Annotated in this window: 14 protein-coding genes, 1 tRNA gene and 1 pseudogene; 8 read left to right on the top strand and 8 right to left on the bottom strand. The window is 63.3% G+C overall.

The window, feature by feature from the left end:
* Nucleotides 1-23 precede the first annotated feature (23 nt).
* From ACFFN1_RS09170 to ACFFN1_RS09160, 3 genes are read right to left on the bottom strand one after another with little or no spacing between them, the layout of a single operon-like run.
* A complete protein-coding gene (locus ACFFN1_RS09170; RefSeq protein WP_376840402.1) occupies nt 24-1,589 on the bottom strand; it encodes a PP2C family protein-serine/threonine phosphatase in 1,566 nt (521 codons plus the stop codon).
* Complete coding sequence (locus tag ACFFN1_RS09165; protein WP_376840401.1) at nt 1,586-2,095, bottom strand: FHA domain-containing protein FhaB/FipA; 510 nt, start codon at nt 2,093-2,095, stop codon at nt 1,586-1,588. Before ACFFN1_RS09165 ends, ACFFN1_RS09170 begins: the two co-directional genes overlap by 4 nt.
* A complete protein-coding gene (locus tag ACFFN1_RS09160; RefSeq protein WP_376840400.1) occupies nt 2,095-2,997 on the bottom strand; it encodes an FHA domain-containing protein in 903 nt (300 codons plus the stop codon). Before ACFFN1_RS09160 ends, ACFFN1_RS09165 begins: the two co-directional genes overlap by 1 nt.
* A gap of 324 nt (nt 2,998-3,321) precedes the next feature.
* Here ACFFN1_RS09160 and ACFFN1_RS09155 point away from each other — a divergent pair.
* Nucleotides 3,322-3,405: transfer RNA gene (locus ACFFN1_RS09155), tRNA-Leu, on the top strand.
* A 76-nt stretch (nt 3,406-3,481) separates the two neighbouring features.
* Here the strand turns inward: ACFFN1_RS09155 and ACFFN1_RS09150 are convergent.
* Genes ACFFN1_RS09150 through ACFFN1_RS09135 form a run of 4 tightly spaced genes read right to left on the bottom strand, consistent with a single transcriptional unit; the run spans nt 3,482 to nt 7,983 of the window.
* Nucleotides 3,482-4,630: an NAD(P)/FAD-dependent oxidoreductase gene (locus ACFFN1_RS09150; protein WP_376840399.1), complete on the bottom strand. Its 1,149-nt coding sequence runs from the start codon at nt 4,628-4,630 to the stop codon at nt 3,482-3,484.
* 5 nt (nt 4,631-4,635) lie between these two features.
* The gene (locus ACFFN1_RS09145; RefSeq protein WP_376840398.1) at nt 4,636-6,090 is read right to left on the bottom strand and encodes a sodium:solute symporter family protein; all 1,455 of its coding nucleotides are present in this window, start codon (nt 6,088-6,090) and stop codon (nt 4,636-4,638) included.
* Nucleotides 6,087-7,283 (bottom strand): FAD-dependent oxidoreductase, encoded by a 1,197-nt coding sequence (locus ACFFN1_RS09140; protein ID WP_376840396.1) that lies wholly within the window; start codon nt 7,281-7,283, stop codon nt 6,087-6,089. The genes ACFFN1_RS09145 and ACFFN1_RS09140 overlap by 4 nt, the downstream gene beginning before the upstream one ends.
* Nucleotides 7,270-7,983, bottom strand: coding sequence for a GntR family transcriptional regulator (locus ACFFN1_RS09135; protein ID WP_376840395.1), 714 nt, complete (start codon nt 7,981-7,983; stop codon nt 7,270-7,272). Before ACFFN1_RS09135 ends, ACFFN1_RS09140 begins: the two co-directional genes overlap by 14 nt.
* Nucleotides 7,984-8,191: 208 nt before the next feature.
* Here ACFFN1_RS09135 and ACFFN1_RS09130 point away from each other — a divergent pair, with 208 nt between their 5' ends.
* Nucleotides 8,192-9,427: a metal-dependent hydrolase family protein gene (locus tag ACFFN1_RS09130; protein ID WP_376840394.1), complete on the top strand. Its 1,236-nt coding sequence runs from the start codon at nt 8,192-8,194 to the stop codon at nt 9,425-9,427.
* A gap of 99 nt (nt 9,428-9,526) precedes the next feature.
* Here ACFFN1_RS09130 and ACFFN1_RS09125 read toward each other — a convergent pair whose 3' ends face one another.
* On the bottom strand, nt 9,527-10,894 hold the full coding sequence (locus tag ACFFN1_RS09125) for a GntR family transcriptional regulator (protein WP_376840393.1): 1,368 nt from the start codon (nt 10,892-10,894) through the stop codon (nt 9,527-9,529).
* Between the two features lie 325 nt (nt 10,895-11,219).
* Here ACFFN1_RS09125 and ACFFN1_RS09120 point away from each other — a divergent pair, with 325 nt between their 5' ends.
* The 6 genes and pseudogenes from ACFFN1_RS09120 to ACFFN1_RS09095 form a co-directional block, all read left to right on the top strand.
* Nucleotides 11,220-11,966 carry an ABC transporter substrate-binding protein gene (locus ACFFN1_RS09120; RefSeq protein WP_376840392.1) on the top strand — a complete coding sequence of 249 codons (747 nt, stop codon included), beginning with the start codon at nt 11,220-11,222 and terminating at the stop codon, nt 11,964-11,966.
* Entirely contained in the window at nt 11,963-12,790 is an 828-nt protein-coding gene (locus ACFFN1_RS09115; protein WP_376840391.1) for a nitrilase-related carbon-nitrogen hydrolase, read from the top strand. Before ACFFN1_RS09120 ends, ACFFN1_RS09115 begins: the two co-directional genes overlap by 4 nt.
* A 54-nt stretch (nt 12,791-12,844) precedes the next feature.
* Nucleotides 12,845-13,777, top strand: a complete 933-nt coding sequence (locus ACFFN1_RS09110; RefSeq protein WP_376840390.1) for an ABC transporter substrate-binding protein — start codon at nt 12,845-12,847, stop codon at nt 13,775-13,777.
* A 2-nt stretch (nt 13,778-13,779) separates the two neighbouring features.
* Entirely contained in the window at nt 13,780-14,703 is a 924-nt protein-coding gene (locus ACFFN1_RS09105) for an amino acid ABC transporter permease (RefSeq protein ID WP_376840388.1), read from the top strand.
* Nucleotides 14,696-15,559 (top strand): amino acid ABC transporter ATP-binding protein, encoded by an 864-nt coding sequence (locus ACFFN1_RS09100; RefSeq protein ID WP_446680473.1) that lies wholly within the window; start codon nt 14,696-14,698, stop codon nt 15,557-15,559. Before ACFFN1_RS09105 ends, ACFFN1_RS09100 begins: the two co-directional genes overlap by 8 nt.
* A 109-nt stretch (nt 15,560-15,668) precedes the next feature.
* Nucleotides 15,669-15,970, top strand: a pseudogene (locus ACFFN1_RS09095) (ISL3 family transposase); the annotation flags it as partial.

Below are 15,970 nucleotides of genomic sequence, written 5' to 3'. Positions count from 1 at the left end.
AGCATCAGGTGCGTACGCCATCGTCACCCGCCTGTGTCCGCAGCTGGACTGTCCTCAGGCGCACCGTCCTCAGGCGCGTCACCGGCCGGTGCGGCGCTCTCCGGCGGCGGTGCCGGATCCGAGGAGTTGTCGCTGGCTTCGGCGGCGATGCGCTTAGCGTTGTTCTGCGCGGCTTCCTCGCGCAGGTTCTCGACGAGCTTGTCGGCATCGGCGCGCGAGCTCGCCGGGATCGTCTGCTCGATCCGCCGCTGCGAATAGGGCGACAGGTCGTCGACGGCCACATCGGTGGTCTCATCGAGTTCGGAGAGCTCGAGCGGCCCGAGCTTCTGGGCGATGCCGCGGTAGACGGCGACCTTGCCGGTCTCCGCGGCGACGTAGTACTGGCTGCGGATGAAGGAGTAGCCGACGATGCTCGCGAGCACGAGCGCACCGAGGACCGCGATCGTGATGACGATGCCGAGCACCGGCCGGCGGCGCGGATGCTCATCCTCCTCGCCCCAGTCCTGGCCGGCGGCGATCTCCCGGGTCGCGCCATCGCGGGCGGCCCCGGCCTGGGTGCCCTCGCCCGCTCCCGAGGCGGTCGCCGCGCCGGCTCCGGCTGCGGCACCCGCGCCGGCAGCAGCGGCACCGGTACCTGTAGCGGCGCCCGCCGCCTCGGGCCCGGCGGGATCGCCGGCATCAGGCCGGTCGACGATGTCGAGGGGGTGGGTGTCGGTGTCTTCGACGGCGATGGTGTCGAACTGGCCGGTGTCGATGAGCTCGGTAGGGGTGTCCTTCTGCCCGAGGAGGGCGAACTGCGGATTGTCGCGCACCGAGCCGACGGACTCGCCGCCGCGGCTCAGCCCCTCGTCGTCGGCTTCGACGACATCGCCGATGACGACGGTGATGTTGTCGGCTCCTCCGCCGTCGAGGGCCATGTCGATGAGCCGCTCACAGCAGGCGCCGGGATCGTCGATGGTCGCCAGGGCGTGCTTGATCTCGTCGATGTCGGCGAAGCCGGTGAGCCCGTCGGAGCACAGCATCCAGCGGTCGCCGATGCGGGCTTCGCGGATCGACATATCGAGCTCCGGGGCCGCGCCGACATCGCCGAGCACCCGCATGACGACCGAGCGCTGCGGATGTTGTTCGGCCTCTTCGGCGGTGATGCGGCCTTCGTCGACGAGCATCTGCACGAAGGTGTGGTCGTGGGTGGCGATGTCGAGCTCGCCGTCGCGCAGCAGATAGCCGCGCGAGTCGCCGATGTGGGCCAGCGCGAGCTTCGAGCCGGCGCACAGCACCGCAGTGACCGTGGTGCCCATGCCCGCCAGCTCCGGCTTCTCGGCTACAGAGTTGGTGATGCGCTCATTGGCGTCGAGGATCGCGGTGCGCAGGGCTTCCGAGGCGTCGTGGTCGTGGTCGTCAGCGTCGAGATCGGCCAGCCGGGCGACGGTGATCGCGGAGGCGACGTCGCCGCCGGCGTGACCGCCCATGCCGTCGGCGATGAGCAGGAAGTTCGGACCGGCATAGCCGGAATCCTGGTTGTTCCTGCGCACGGCGCCGACGTGGGAGCGGGCTGCCGAGCGCAGCATGATGGGACGGGAACTGCTCACGAACGTAGCTCCATCGTGGTGTGGCCGACGGTGACCGGAGTGCCCGGTGAGACGGCGACAGGGCGCGTGAGCCGCTGTTCGCCGATGAACGTGCCGTTGGTGGATCCGAGGTCCTCGATGTACCAGCGGCCGCCGGAGGAGACGAAGCGGGCGTGATGGCCTGAGGCGAAGTCGTCTTCGAGGACGACTGTGTTGTCACTGGAGCGGCCGATGGTGATCGGCGCGGTGCCGAGCGCGATGACCATGCCCTGCAGGGCTCCGGAGGTGACGATGAGTGAGTGCGGCGGGCTGGCCGCCGGCGGGTGGCTGGCGGCCGCCGGCTGCGGGGCCGGGCTCGGCGCAGGAGCGGGGGCGGAGCCGCCGCGGCGACCGCGCTTGGCGGCGCGGTTGCGGCTGCGGCGCGGACCGAAGAGGTCTTGGCGCAGGACACCGGCGATGAGGAAGACGAAGAGCCACAGCAGTACGAAGAATGCCAACCGCAGCACCAGAACGGTGAACTCGCTCATCAGCCTCCCATTTCCCGGTGCTGGAAGAGCACCTCGGTGTCGCCGGCGGTGAGCCGGGCTCCATCGGTCAGCGTAACCGAGGTGATGCGGCGGCCGTCGAGCAGCGTGCCGTTGGTCGAGCCGAGGTCGGTGGCAGTGGCGTGACCGCCGTGCACAGTGATCTCGAAGTGGCGGCGGGAGACGCCGGAGTCGTCGAGGACGATGTCGGCGCTGTTGGAGGAGCGGCCGAAGACGGTCGTGCCCTCACCCAGCCGGTAGCGGCGGCCGGCGACCTCGGCGTAGCACTGGACGGACGCGCCGGGGTGGGCGGCGCCTCGAGGGCGGCCCATGGTGGCCGGAGCTCCGGAATGGGCCGGGGCGGCACCATAGCCGGGAGCAGGAGAGTAGCCGGCGGCGGGGGCCACCTGTGGATTGGGGCGCGAGGAGGTGTGGCCGGAGCGCTGTTCCCACTCCTCGGCGACGATCGGATTGGCGCGGCTCTCGGGGTCGTAGCCGCCGCGGTTGGGCGGCTGCGCGGCCGGTGAGCCGTCTGGGCGCAGGGTGTTCGAGCGCACCCGGTAGATGCCGGTGTCGAGGTCTTCGGCGCTTTCGAAGCTGACGTTGATGGGGCCGACGAAGCTGTAGCCCTGCTCGACGGCATGATCGCCGACGACCTGGCGCAGATCGCGGCGCAGCTCCGCCTGGATGGGCTCGAGCCGCTCGTAGTCGGAGGTGGAGAGCTCGATCGTGTAGCTGTTGGCCGTCAGGGTGCGGCCGCGGGAGACGACGGCGGCGCGGTTGTCGGATTCATTGCGCAGCGCGCCGGCGAGTTCGACGGGCTCGACCTGCGAGCGGAAGGCCTTGGCGAAGGCGCCGTTGACGACGCGTTCGATGCGTCTTTCGAAGCGGTCGAGCACGCCCATCCGGTGCCTCCTTCCTGGTGCGCTGCCGAGACATCTCGGCTGGTGGTGCAGTCTGTGGTCGTGCGCGCACGCTGAGGGGCTCAGCGTGCGAGCTGTCAACACTCCATGCTAACGCGATCGCTTGTCAATCACATGCCGTCGGCTCTGTATATCTGCCCAGAAAGGCGTCAGAGCCCCGCGCCTGAGTGCCTGACCTGGGATTTTGTCGATCGCATTGTGGGGTGAGCGGTGCCGGGGTGCGGTCCTGCGGGACCGGCCGGTGTGACGCACGTCGCCGGATTGGAACTGTCGCGTCTGTGGTGTTAGAGTCTCCTGGTGTTGCTCGCGCGAGTGGCGGAATTGGTAGACGCGCTGGCTTCAGGTGCCAGTGATCGCAAGATCGTGGGGGTTCAAATCCCCCCTCGCGCACGTTGTGAAAACAGCCCCTCACCAGGCATGATGCCGGTGAGGGGCTGTTTTGCTGTGCTTCTGAGACAAGCTTGCCTCACTGCCGTCCGATGAAGTCGTCGGACGCCACGCGCTTCATTGAGCCAGCGAAGCGATCAGGACGAAATGGTGAGAGCATCGACTGAGAGATTCCGTGAATCTCCTCGGCTGCAAGTCGTCCGAGCAACGGCCCGAGCGTCATGCCGCTGTGGGTGACAAGAGCGAATATTCGGTTCTCTCGGTCGAGTGGCCCCGCCACGGTCAAGCCGTCGTCAGGCAGACTGCGCGCGCTGAGGACCACGTCATGGATGCGAATCCTCCTGCCGGTTAGAATCTCGAGTTCCTGTTCCATCGCACTGGCGACTTCATTCAGGAGACTCGATGAGGGGTATTCTGCGGTGCGGTGCTCTGATCGCGGGATCTGCACGAATAGGGAGCCGTCATGACGCGGTCGCACGTTGATCCGGTCGGAGACAATGACCCGTTCAACTCCGCCTACTCCAGGCTCCGTAATCCCAAGGAAGCTGTGAGTCCGTTCGCAGGGCAGACGAGTGTCTGCCATGTCGATTCGCGCACCTACTGTTGCTGCAAGACGACTCGACTGTTCGCCTGCTGCGATGATGACTCTGTCGGTCTCAAGGACGGAGTCTGCCATGTGGACTCGGACTCGATTGTTCGAAAGTTCCAAGCTCTCGACGTGCTCGGAAATGATTGGTGTGCCGTGGCGAGCAAGCTCGCTGAGTAGGAAGCTCGCCAGCGTTTCAATGTCGAGGTGCCCCTCCGATGGGAAGAACAGCGCCTTCTGTGGAATCGAGTCGCCACTGATGCCCGGCTCTAGATCTCGGATCTCCTGAGCAGCGACGTTTCGGACGGGATAACTCAGCTCTTCGGCCTCTTTGAGCCGACCGGCATACGTTTCCGGTGCCGCGTGGGTGTAGTCAATGAGCAGACATCCCGTCTGGTGAAACCACTGCTCCGACTCTGGGTGAGCAGCTTGCAGGCTCTCGTGCTCCGCGATCCCCGCTCGGTTGAGCCAGTGGTAGGGCTCCGGCTGTTTGTGATTTGCGTTGATCCACGCAAATGATCGGCCGCTGGCACCGGCACAGGGACGCTCTCGCTCAATGAGCACGACTTCGTCACCGTGTTTCATGAGTTGATATGCGGCGCACAAACCGAGGACGCCTGCGCCGATAACAGCGATCCGCATCTGGTCTACTCCTTCCCTCGTGACTGGAGCAGCGTCGGATCGGCTGCTCCAGGGGCGATCTGAGTCGGTCGCCAGATGGCGAGAGCAATGAGATACGCGACCAAACTGCCGACGATCCCGAAGACCGCGTAGGGAACGGTCGTACCCATGGCGTGAGCGGTTGCACACGTGATAAGGCCTATGATCATCGCCGCGTAGGCGACGACTGGCTGAATCCGCCACCGTGATGCCAGCATCATACCGACCAGGAGCGGAACGGCAAGAATCGAGGCTGAGTAGGCGTAGGTGAGAATGAGCCAACCGAGCGCTTGAGGATAGACGATCGTGAGTCCGGCAGCCACGACCGTCACAGCGACAGTCGTCCACCGCGAGATCTTCACGAGGTCAGCTTCCGTGTCTTTGCGTGTTACGTACGTGCGACGCAGATCGGAGACGAGATTGACGACAACGGACTGCAGAGCCGACCCAGTTGTCGACACGATCGTTGCCATAAGGAACGCTCCATAGAGGGCGAGCAGCCACACAGGAATCTCGGTGAGGAACCACCCGGCTGCCTGTTCGCGTCCGTCGACGCCGAAGCTGGGATTCATGCTCAGGATCGCCAATCCCATAATGAGGGCATAAGTTCCGGCGATGATGATCATGACGCAGCTGAGATAGATGCCGGTGCGGGCTTCTTTGACGCTTCTGGCCGCGAAGATGCGCTGGTAGTACAGCTGGTTTGTGAGTGTTCCAGGCAGGATTGCGAAGAACCACAGCAGGATCGTTTCTGGGCCTGCAGCGGTGATAGCTGCCGGGAACTCAGAAAGCTCGCTGGGGATAGTCGACATGATCGTTCCCCAACCGCCGGCGGCTATGACCGCATAGACAGCGACGACTAGAGAACCGCCGATCATGAACACGCCGAAGAAGAAGTCAGACCATGCTACGGACGTCAATCCGCCTGGAAGCACGAAGATCATGCTGATGATCGCCATCGCGATGACAAGTGTCGTTGTATTTACGCCAGTGACAGCATTGAAAAGATTGGCGAACGATACGAACTGCGTTGCTAGCCAACCGAATGGGACAACGATCACCGCAATAGCTACCACAGTCAGCATGAGCCGGTGCTCACCGTACAACCGGGCGAACACCTCAGGAAGGGTTGCAAACTTGCGGCGCCGCAGCCAGCCAGCAGTGAGAGCGACAAGAAGGAGTCCGATGATGACGAAGATTTCGTACCAGAAGATCGAGAAACCCCATGCGTAGGCAATGCCGACATGGGCAACGAGAACGCCGCCACCGACAGCCGTCGCATATTGGGTAAACGCGACCACATAGATGGGGAGGCTTCGGCCTCCGACGATCCAGTCGTCATTCGAATGGTGGCGTCGTCCCACGGCAAACGAGATGAAGGCGCCGATACCGATGACGACCAGCGACGAAACGGCGATGATGATCATGGTGCTGATGTTCATGGTGCGCTCCCAACGGCGTGTGCAGCATTCGACGGTGCGCTGTCGTTCACGAGGCGGGCGGCGTCGAAAATGTCGATCATGTCGGGCGAGCGGCCCTCGCTGACGAGGTCTGCCGCGATCGAACCGACCATCGGTGAGAACTTGAATCCCTGGCCGGACATACCGAAGGCATAGACGATACGGCCGTCTTCTGGACTCGTGCCGATGATGGGGGCGTCATCAGCAGCGAAACCCTCGGCCCATGTCGAAACGCGGAACGCTGTCGGTTCGAGTCCAGGCATAAGACGTGCAACCGCAGATTCTGCAGAGCGCACAAACTCCGTTTCAATGAACCGTGGCAGCTCATCAACGGTATCCAGGTCCACCCACGGCAGATGGTGGGGCAGGATCTTAACCCCGACACCATCGACGACCGGGAAACACGAGAAGCCACCCGCGGCATGTCGCCGGATCGAGATCGGCATGTTGGTTGGCGTGTGCAACGGGACATCAGCGGCCGCAAACCAGAGCGCAACGAGGCGTCGGGGAACGACGGTCGAGTGGGGGAGTCCGCTGAGCTCATTGCACCAGGGGCCCGTGGCCAGTACGACATTGTCGAATTCTGCGGCACCGTCTGCACTATCGAGCACTACCGCATTGGACAGCGGCCTAATGCCGAGAACGCGCGAGTAAGGACGATAACGAGCGCCGTACTTGATGCTCTCGTCGCGTGCGGATAGGACTGCCAACTCGGGTCGGAAGATGCCTGAAGCAGGGTCAAAGACCCCAACCTCGTCATCGTCGAGTCGGTATTGGGGGTAGCGGCGTGCCATGTCGGCAGCGTCAATGACCTCGAAGTCAAGGCCGCCGACTTCCCCGCATTCGATGACGCGTGCGACGTCGGGTTGTTCCGGGTGGCCGATTGTCAGACCACCGCACATCTCGAGGAATGGCCGCTGTTCGTGCTGCAGTTCCTCCCAGAACTCCCGGACAGAGGCAAGGATCGGCAGGTAGTCAGTTCCCTCTTTGTAGAGTGTCCGGAAGATCCGGGATTCGCCGGCTGAAGCGCCGCGGTCATTGGGAGTGTTGAACTGGTCGAAAACGGTCACTTGGTGGCCGCGTTTGGCCAGTTGCCAGGCAGTCATCGTGCCGATGACGCCGGCTCCGATGACGGCGACGCGACGGCTATTCTGTGTCGTCTCAGCGTGAATCAATCTGAGACACCTCCAAAGTCAGTTTGTGTGGGTGGTAGAAGAACTCCGCCGCTTCAATACACGTAGTGGGTGTCGAGTAGACACGGCGGACTTGTTTGATGACCGGGGTCGTTTCCGTCAGGCCGATGGCGGCCGAATCCTCTCGGTTGAGATGGACGGCATGGAATTCGGAATCGATCTTGTGAATCGGTAGGCCACGGTCGTTGTAGTAGGCAGTGGTGGCCAGGGCGTCGAGATCGGTCTCGACGACGTCTGGCGCGTAGGACAGAGAGATCACGGCGCGTTCGAGAGCCAGCGCCTCCCCAGTGCCGGAGCGCTTGATTCGGGTCAGCTCCACCGCTGGAGTCTGGGGCTCCATAACGCGTCGTGACAAAGGGAATGACTCGCTGCTTGCAACTGCGACATCGACGACTTCGTGTGTTCCCGTGTCAACAGGTGCACTCCGCAGTGTCGTGTCGACGTGGCGCAGGAGATTAGCCCGTAAGCCAGTCGACGCGACGGTGGTGCCGCGTCCACGTTGGCGGATGACGAGGCCAGCTTCCACCATGCCCTCCATGGCACGCTGCACAGGGTTTCTGCTGACGGAGAACTGCTCCATCAGTTGTTTCTCAGTCGGCAGTCGGTCGCCCTCGCTAAACGTGCCGTCGCTGATGCGGGATTCGATCCAGTCGCGAATCTCTAGGTGTTTCGGTCTCACCATGCTGTGACCATAATCACAGCAAGAAGTAATGTCAATAGAATAAAAGTCATGACATTTAGAGCCCGATTGAGATTGGGTGCCAGTTGATTCATGGGCTCCCGCCCGCACCCTCTCCGACCAGGTGAGAAACCAGATTGCCGCCGTCTGTCCCAGCCGATACCGTGACAGCATCAATGACATAGACGTCTGGTGATAGGAGAGGTTCGGCATGGCCGAGAAGGCGAAGACGCTGCTGCGCGGGGTGCGGGTGTTCGACGGGGAGACCTTCCTCCCGCAGCTGCAGGACGTGCTCATCGCCGATGGCGCCATCGAGTCGCTCACCGCCACCGACACCTCGGGCGCGAAGGTCCCTTCCGATACCGAGGTGATCGATGGGACCGGGCACACGCTGACCCCGGGCATCATCGACTGCCACGTCCACGTCTGCTTCTCCGAGGCCGGCTCGCTCGCCTCGTTCACCGAACCGTTCTCGCTGCAGTTCTACAAGTCCGTCGACCACCTCCAGCGCACCCTCCGCGCCGGTGTCACCACGGCCCGCGATGCAGGCGGCGCCGATGCCGGCACCCGGCATGCGCTCGACGCCGGCCTCATCAACGGCCCTGACCTGCGTCTGGCGATCTCGATCATGTCCCAGACCGGCGGCCACGGTGACGGCCGGATGCTCTCGGGCTGCTCGACGCCGATGCATGTCGAGCATCCCGGCCGGCCCAATGGTGTGGCCGACGGGCCCGAGGCGGTGCGCAAGAAGGTGCGTGAGATTCTGCGGGCGGGCGCCGATCAGATCAAGATCTGCTCGACCGGCGGGGTGCTCTCACCGATGGACGACCCGCGGCATTCCCAGTTCACGGAAGAGGAGATCGCCGTCATCGTCGCCGAGGCCCGCGCCCAGGGCACCTATGTCATGGCGCATGCGCAGGGCACCGAGGGCATCAAGAACGCGCTGCGCGCCGGTGTGCGCTCGATCGAGCACGGCATCTACCTCGATGATGAGGCGATCGACATGATGCTGGAGGCCGGCGCCTTCCTCGTCCCGACCCTGCAGGCGCCGATCTCGGTCATCGCCCGCGCCGAGGCGGGTGCGCCGATGCCGCCGGCAGTCGTCGAGAAGGCCCGTCGGGTGGCCGAAACCCACGCCGCCTCGATCGCGGCCGCGTATGAGGCCGGTGTGCAGATCGCGATGGGCACCGACGCCGGTGTGGGCGCGCATGGGGAGAACCTCGAGGAGATCGAGCTGATGATCGCCAACGGCATGAGCGCAGCCGATGCGCTGGCCGCCGCCACCTCGGTCGCCGCCCGCCTGCTCGAAGACGATGCGATCGGCCGGCTTGCCGCCGGCAAGAAGGCCGACCTCGTGCTCTTCGACACCGATCTGCGCGAGGGCGGGGCCGAGCGGATCCGTCAGCACACCAGCGCGGTGTGGCAGGGCGGCGTCCGCATGCGCTGAAGTGCGCGCCATCGTCGATGATGGCAATCAGTCGAAGCACCTCGGATAGGGGTCTGCTTTGACCTCAAGCCGTGTTCTCAACCGACCGGGGAACTCCACCTAGGGCATGTGTGGGTTCGGTGCCTGAGAGGCGACGGCGAGAGCTTTGGCTGCGTTCTCAACCCGATCTCCGCGCAGCTTTCCGACGGTGATGCGGATGAATGGCTGCTGCCTTTTGATGCGCGTCAGCTCTGAGGAGGCTACTGCGTACCTATGTGCGGCCAGCACGAGTTGGGCGCCTGCGTCATCGCGGACCGGAACCGCCATCACCAGACCGTCGTGCGACAGTGGAGTCACGTCGAGCCCCGCCAGTGCAGCGGCCAGCGCGGACCTCCTGCTCGCGTACTCAGCGCGAGCCTTCGCCACCATGCCGATGGACTCGTCGTCACTGAGGAGGAAGGCAAGAGTGTCCTGCAGGATCCGGCTCACCCAGCCGGCCCCGTAATGGAGAGTGTCGCGGGCCAGTTCGACAGGCCGAGGGATGCAGCTTCCGATGATTCCGATGCGCAGGTCGGGACCATGCGATTTGGAGAAACTGCGAATCAGGACCGTCTTGTCGGGAAGCAGCTCTCCCAGACTCAGCAGCTTCTGCTGCGAGATGTCCCCGGAGCCGTCGTCTTCAATGATGGTTGTGTCGTGACGGCTGAGTATCTCGGCGAGCTCCTGGCGCCGGGTATGTGTCATCGACGCGCCTAGAAGCGAGCTGCACCGCGGCTCGTAGATAAAGATGTGAGCTCCTGCAGAGAGCACCTCGTCAGCAGAGTCCGGCAACGGCCCGTTTGCGTCGGTCGCCACCGGCACTGGACGGACGCCACACCGGTCGAGAATGTCGAGGGTGCGCGGTGAAGCGGGATCGGCGACAGCGACGCGCACCCCCGGAGAGGTCAGACCCTGAAGGAGCAGGAGCAGGCCGTCGTAACCACCGCTGACGGCCAGCCAGTGACGCGCGGGAAACGGCCAAACAGACTCCGCGGCACGCTCAAGCGCCGGTGTGATCGCCTGGCGGGAGTAGCTGTGCAGAGCAGGATCCTCAGCAACTGCAAACTCGAGAGCGCGCGGCAGAGCCGGCAGTAGCGTCTGGTCGGGTGTCGCATACGTCAGGTCGGCGGTGCCTTCCGGCCAGTAGCTGGAGATGTGGTCGAAGCGCCGCGGACCGACGATCGGCGCCGCTGATGAGATCCAGGCTCCCTGGCGGCCAACGCCTTCGACATACCCGCGGGACCGGAGGGTTTTCCAGGCTGCGGAGACCGTTGCGCTGCTGACATGCAGGATCTGCGCAAGGTCGCGCACTTTCGGCAGCTGAGTGCCTGTGGGCGCTTCCCCGCTGCGGATGAGCTGAGCTACGGCTGCCGCGATGCCGGCGGCGGAGGCTTCCTGAGTGCGCGAAGCGATCATCTCGGCACTGAGCGCCGTCGAGTCGGGCGGCATAGCCGATCCTTTCATTAGTTCAGAAACAATATTATCTATTGTTTCCGAGTGGATCTGAACTTACTGTTAACGACACGTCACGTCGAAAGGTCAGCAGTTGTCAGAGCCACTCAAGGTCGGTACCCGTCAGTGGGACCATGTCTTCCCCATCGCGATGGGAGATGTCAGCGCGCCCTCGGGCAGGAATGTGAGTCTTACACGGCTCGATCACACCCCGGACCTGTGGGCGAGCGCGGATTTCGCAGCCGGCGAGACCTCGCTCAGCCGCTATGTTCGCCGCCGGGCAGCCGGGGATGACTCCGTCATCGCGCTGCCTGTCTTCCTCATGCGGGGCTTCCGGCATCGCTGCATCATCGTTGCGCAGTCTTCAGCTGCGGCGTCACCGACCGATCTCGCCGGTGCCAGGATCGGAGTCACGGGCTGGCCGGATTCCGGGAACACCTGGACTCGGGCACTGCTGACCGAGGCCGGCGTCGATCTGGCCAGCGTCGAATGGACAGTCGGAAGGCTGACAGCTGAGCATCCCATCACCGACCGCTTCGACGGGGTGGTTCCGCGCAGCGACCTGACAGTGACGACCAACGATGTGCCGATGGTTGATCTGCTCACCAGCGGGCGCCTCGACGCCGTTTTCACGCCCTTCCTTCCCCCGGGTTTCCAGCGTCCGGACAGCGGCATGCGGCTGTTGTTTGACAACGTCACGCGCGAAGAACAGGCGTTTCTGCGTCAGCACGGCTATGTTCCCGGAATCCACGTGCTGGCAGTCCGGGCAGAAGCGCTCACTGCAGAACCGACGCTGCCCGCTGAGCTGGGCTGCATGTTCCGGCAGTCGGAGCAGATTGCTGCTGCTCGTCATCGCAAGCTGCTCGATGTGACGCCATGGCTGAGCACCGCATTCGAGGCTCTTGACGCGACCGGCTGTCAAGACCCGAATCGAATCGGCATCGATGCCAACCGCACGATGCTCCACGACTTCATAGGCCATATGAGGCTGCAGGGTCTCATCTCTGATGAACCAGCGCTGAATGAACTGTTTCCGCTGGACCTGAGCGGGGAAGGAGAGATGCGATGAGCCAAGCGCCGCGCACAGAACTGCGAACAGCCGTCGGACAGTTCGCCGTCGTCGAGGACTGGCAGGCCAATGTCAGTGCCGCAGAATCACTGATCAGCAGGGCAGAGGAGCAGGGAATGGACCTACTCGTGCTTCCCGAAGGGATCATGACACGGTTCATCGATCGAAAGGAGCTGATTCGGGAAGCCGCCCAGTCTCTTGACGGCCCTTTCATGACTGCGATGCTCGAACTCACCCAGGGTCTGCACGTGACGGTGGTCTTCGGCATGCATGAGACATCCGACGAGCCCCGGCCATTCAACACCCTGGTGGCGATACGCGGTGGTGAGGTGCGCGGAATCTATCGGAAGCTGCACCTCTACGACGCCTTCGCGGCCGTCGAATCAGAGCACGTGCGCGCCGGATGGGAGCAGCCGCCGATCATTGATGTCTGCGGCTTCAGCGTCGGAGTGATGACGTGCTACGACGTCCGCTTCCCCGAGCAGGCACGGGACTTGGCTGACCGCGGAGCTGAGCTCATTGCGCTGCCAGCGGCCTGGGCCGCAGGACGCACGAAGGAGTTCCAGTGGGCGACATTGGTCTCGGCACGAGCCCTCGACGCAACGGTTTTCGTGGCCGCCTCGGGCGAATCAGGATCAGCCTGCATCGGCGGCTCTCGGATCGTCGATCCGCTGGGCATGCCCATGGCGATGTGCACGCAGGAAACCGATCTCGCAACCGCTGTGCTGAGTCGAAGCCAGTTGGAGGACAGCCGGAACAAGCTGCCGGTCCTCGGCCATCGACGGTACGCGCTGACCTTCAATCCCGAACAACCACATAGCTGACCACCGCCCCCTGTCAGAGACGACGATAGCGAAGAGTAAGGACAACCAAACGCCATGAAATCTGTGATCACATCAAAGCCGATCTGGGCTGCTGCGGCCATGGGAGCCGTCCTCGCCATGCTGGCTGGCTGCACCGTCGACGAGTCCTCGGGCGACGAATCCAAAGGCGCAGACGCCGCTGAGATCGAGGAGCAGGAGCTCAACGAGGAGCTGCATGATCAGCTTCCTGACGAGATCAAGGACGCCGGAACCATCACCTCGGTGAACACTGGGTCCTTCCCTCCGTACACGATCGTCGATGGAGAGAACAACGTGACCGGTGCCAGTGCCGATCTCGCCGAAGCAATGGGCCAGATGCTCGGCGTCGACATTGAACACCAGACCATCGATGGCCTGGCCAGCGTGCTCACCGGCATGGAAGCTGGCCGCTACGACCTCAGCATCGGACCGACCGGCGATTTTTCGGAGCGACAGGAACAGGCCACCTTCATTGACTGGGTGCAGGAATACGTCGTCTTCGCCGTACAGGCGGGCAATCCGCAAGAGATCGACGGTCTTGACACCACCTGCGGTAAGAAGATCGCGGTTCAGGCGGGTGGATCTGCTGAAGCTGTTATCAAGGAGCAGTCGACCACCTGTGAGGACGGCGGCGAGGAAGCGATCGAAGTTCAGTCCTACAAGGATCAGCCCAGTGCCATCCTCTCGGTGCAGTCCGGCCGTGCCGATGCCTTCTTCTCTTCGCGGGCACCGCTGACATACTTCGTCAACGATTCCGACGGCCAGCTTGAGCTCGTTGGCACCGAGGACAAGAACGGTTTCGGTGACCTCTACCAAGGCATCATGGTTCCGAAGGACTCTGAAATGAGCGAAGTGATCCTCGCCTGTCTCGAAGAGCTCCATGCCAACGGCACTTACGACGCCATCATGGACAAGTGGGATCTCGATGCGAACAAGCTCGACACTCCCGGCATCAACCTGGCTGAGTGATGATGACAGACACCTCACAGCAGCTGGACATCAGCAACGCCTATAAGAAGAAGCACCCATGGCAGATCGTCGGAGCTGTGGTCGCGCTGATTCTTGCCGGGCAGGTCGTCTACCTTCTCTTCACTACGCCGAATTTCGGCTGGAACGTGGTGGCGACGTATCTGTTCGAGAAGTCGATCATGCGCGGACTGGGAATGACGCTGCTGCTGACAGTCATCGCGATGATGATCGGCATCATCCTCGGTGTCATCCTCGCGCTGTGCCGGATGTCTGACAATCCCGTCCTCAAACCGCTGGCGGCCTTCTACATCTGGTTCTTCCGCGGCACCCCTACGCTGATCCAGCTCATCTTCTTCTACAACCTCTCAGCTCTGTTCCCAGTGCTGGCTATCGGCGTCCCCTTCGGCGGGCCGACGTTTGCAGAAGCTCCGACGAACCGGATCGTGACAGGATTCCTCGCTGCCATCCTCTGCCTGGGTCTCAATGAGGCCGCCCTCATGGCCGAGATCATCCGCGGCGGACTCATGTCGGTCAAGCGGGGTCAGCGGGAAGCCGCTGCGGCGATCGGAATGGCGCCGTTCCATGCCTTCCGCCGAATCGTGCTGCCGCAGGCCATGCGGTTCATCATTCCGCCGACCGGCAATCAGGTGATTTCGATGGTCAAGAGCACCGCTTTGGTCAGCGTTATCGCCCTGGCGGACCTGCTCTACTCCGCGCAGGCGATCTACAATCGGACCTTCGAGACGATTCCGCTGTTGATTGTCGCCTGTATCTGGTACCTCCTCGTCACCTCGATTCTCAACGTTGGTCAGCACTTCATCGAACGTCATTACGGGAAGTCCGATCAGCCGGCCGGCAGCACAAGCTACCGAACCCGACTGGCCCGCGTCTTCACGAAGCAGAAGGAGGCGACAGAACGTGGCTGAGCAGACGAAATCCAAGGGTGACCGCTCCCAGGCGGAGCCGGTGCTGCAGGCGATCGGAGTGCAGAAGAGCTTCGGCGATTCCACCGTGCTGAAAGGCATCGATCTTGAGATCGCAGAAGGGGAATCCGTCGTGATCCTCGGGCCCTCCGGCTCGGGAAAGTCCACCTTCCTGCGCTGCATCAATTTGTTGGAGCAGCCTGATGGCGGCCGGGTCCTTGTCAAAGGACAGGATGTTGGCTACACCGTCAAGCGCGGCCGCCTGCATCAGCTGCCGCCGCGAGAGCTGGCCAGACGGCGGGCGCGCATCGGAATGGTGTTCCAGCAGTTCAATCTGTTCTCGCACATGACTGTCCTGGAAAACATCACTGAAGGGCCGGTCGGAGTGCTCGGTCGCAAGCATGCTGACGCTGCCAAGCGGGCGTCCGAGCTCCTCGAGCTCGTCGGGCTGGCAGGACGAGAGAAGGCTTACCCGGAGCAGCTCTCAGGAGGCCAGCAGCAGCGGGTGGCCATCGCCCGTGCGCTGGCCATGGATCCGGCACTGGTTCTCTTCGACGAGCCGACCTCGGCGCTCGACCCCGAGCTCGTCGGCGAAGTCCTGTCGACGATGCGGACACTTGCCGACGCGGGCCTGACGATGGTCGTTGTGACGCACGAGATCTCCTTCGCCCGTGAGGCAGCAGACCGGGTCGTCTTCATCGATGGTGGCGTCATCGNCCTCAATTACGAAGAGCCTCTGAAGGTGCAATCAGCTCTCCACACGAGAAGGAAGCGGGGCGGGCAGCAGTTCATGAACTGCTGCCCGCCCCGCTTCCTTCTCGTGTGGAGAGCTGATTGCACCTTCAGAGGCTCTTCGTAATTGAGGGTGTGGATCAGTGTTTCCAGGACACGGCGTGGCGCTGCCCGGATAGACGTCGAGGTCTTCCGATGATGGAAGTTCTTATACAGTCCATCCGAAAGACCTCGACGTGTCCAAGCTTACTTTCTCATCTCCTGACCTCACGACGTTCTGCCGGCTCGACTCCCTTGACCTCACGTGCATTGGCCAGCACATCACCGGGCACAAAGCCATTCTGGAATGCCAGCCCAACAGTGCCGATGACTGGTGCCGACGGTGTGGCGGACACGGGATCGTCCGCGACACCGTCGTCCGCCGCCTCGCCGGCGAACCCTTCGGCCACCGGCCCACCACGCTTCACATTCGCCTCCGCCGGTACAAATGCGTCGAATGCGGCCGCGTATGGCGTCAGAACACCACTGCTGCGGCGCC

The organism is Brevibacterium otitidis (genome assembly GCF_042429315.1).
Taxonomy (GTDB): Bacteria; Actinomycetota; Actinomycetes; order Actinomycetales; family Brevibacteriaceae; genus Brevibacterium; species Brevibacterium otitidis.
This window is presented reverse-complemented; position numbering and strand designations above follow the sequence as displayed.

Excerpts from the sequence above, each read along its gene's own strand:
- ACFFN1_RS09125 (WP_376840393.1), bottom strand. The coding sequence starts at position 10,894 with ATGCCGCCCGACTCGACGGCGCTCAGTGCCGAGATGATCGCTTCGCGC.
- ACFFN1_RS09145 (WP_376840398.1), bottom strand. The coding sequence starts at position 6,090 with ATGAACATCAGCACCATGATCATCATCGCCGTTTCGTCGCTGGTCGTC.
- ACFFN1_RS09105 (WP_376840388.1), top strand. The coding sequence starts at position 13,780 with ATGACAGACACCTCACAGCAGCTGGACATCAGCAACGCCTATAAGAAG.
- ACFFN1_RS09115 (WP_376840391.1), top strand. The coding sequence starts at position 11,963 with ATGAGCCAAGCGCCGCGCACAGAACTGCGAACAGCCGTCGGACAGTTC.
- ACFFN1_RS09130 (WP_376840394.1), top strand. The coding sequence starts at position 8,192 with ATGGCCGAGAAGGCGAAGACGCTGCTGCGCGGGGTGCGGGTGTTCGAC.
- ACFFN1_RS09160 (WP_376840400.1), bottom strand. The coding sequence starts at position 2,997 with ATGGGCGTGCTCGACCGCTTCGAAAGACGCATCGAACGCGTCGTCAAC.
- ACFFN1_RS09165 (WP_376840401.1), bottom strand. The coding sequence starts at position 2,095 with ATGAGCGAGTTCACCGTTCTGGTGCTGCGGTTGGCATTCTTCGTACTG.
- ACFFN1_RS09135 (WP_376840395.1), bottom strand. The coding sequence starts at position 7,983 with ATGGTGAGACCGAAACACCTAGAGATTCGCGACTGGATCGAATCCCGC.
- ACFFN1_RS09150 (WP_376840399.1), bottom strand. The coding sequence starts at position 4,630 with ATGCGGATCGCTGTTATCGGCGCAGGCGTCCTCGGTTTGTGCGCCGCA.
- ACFFN1_RS09110 (WP_376840390.1), top strand. The coding sequence starts at position 12,845 with ATGAAATCTGTGATCACATCAAAGCCGATCTGGGCTGCTGCGGCCATG.
- ACFFN1_RS09120 (WP_376840392.1), top strand. The coding sequence starts at position 11,220 with ATGCGGGGCTTCCGGCATCGCTGCATCATCGTTGCGCAGTCTTCAGCT.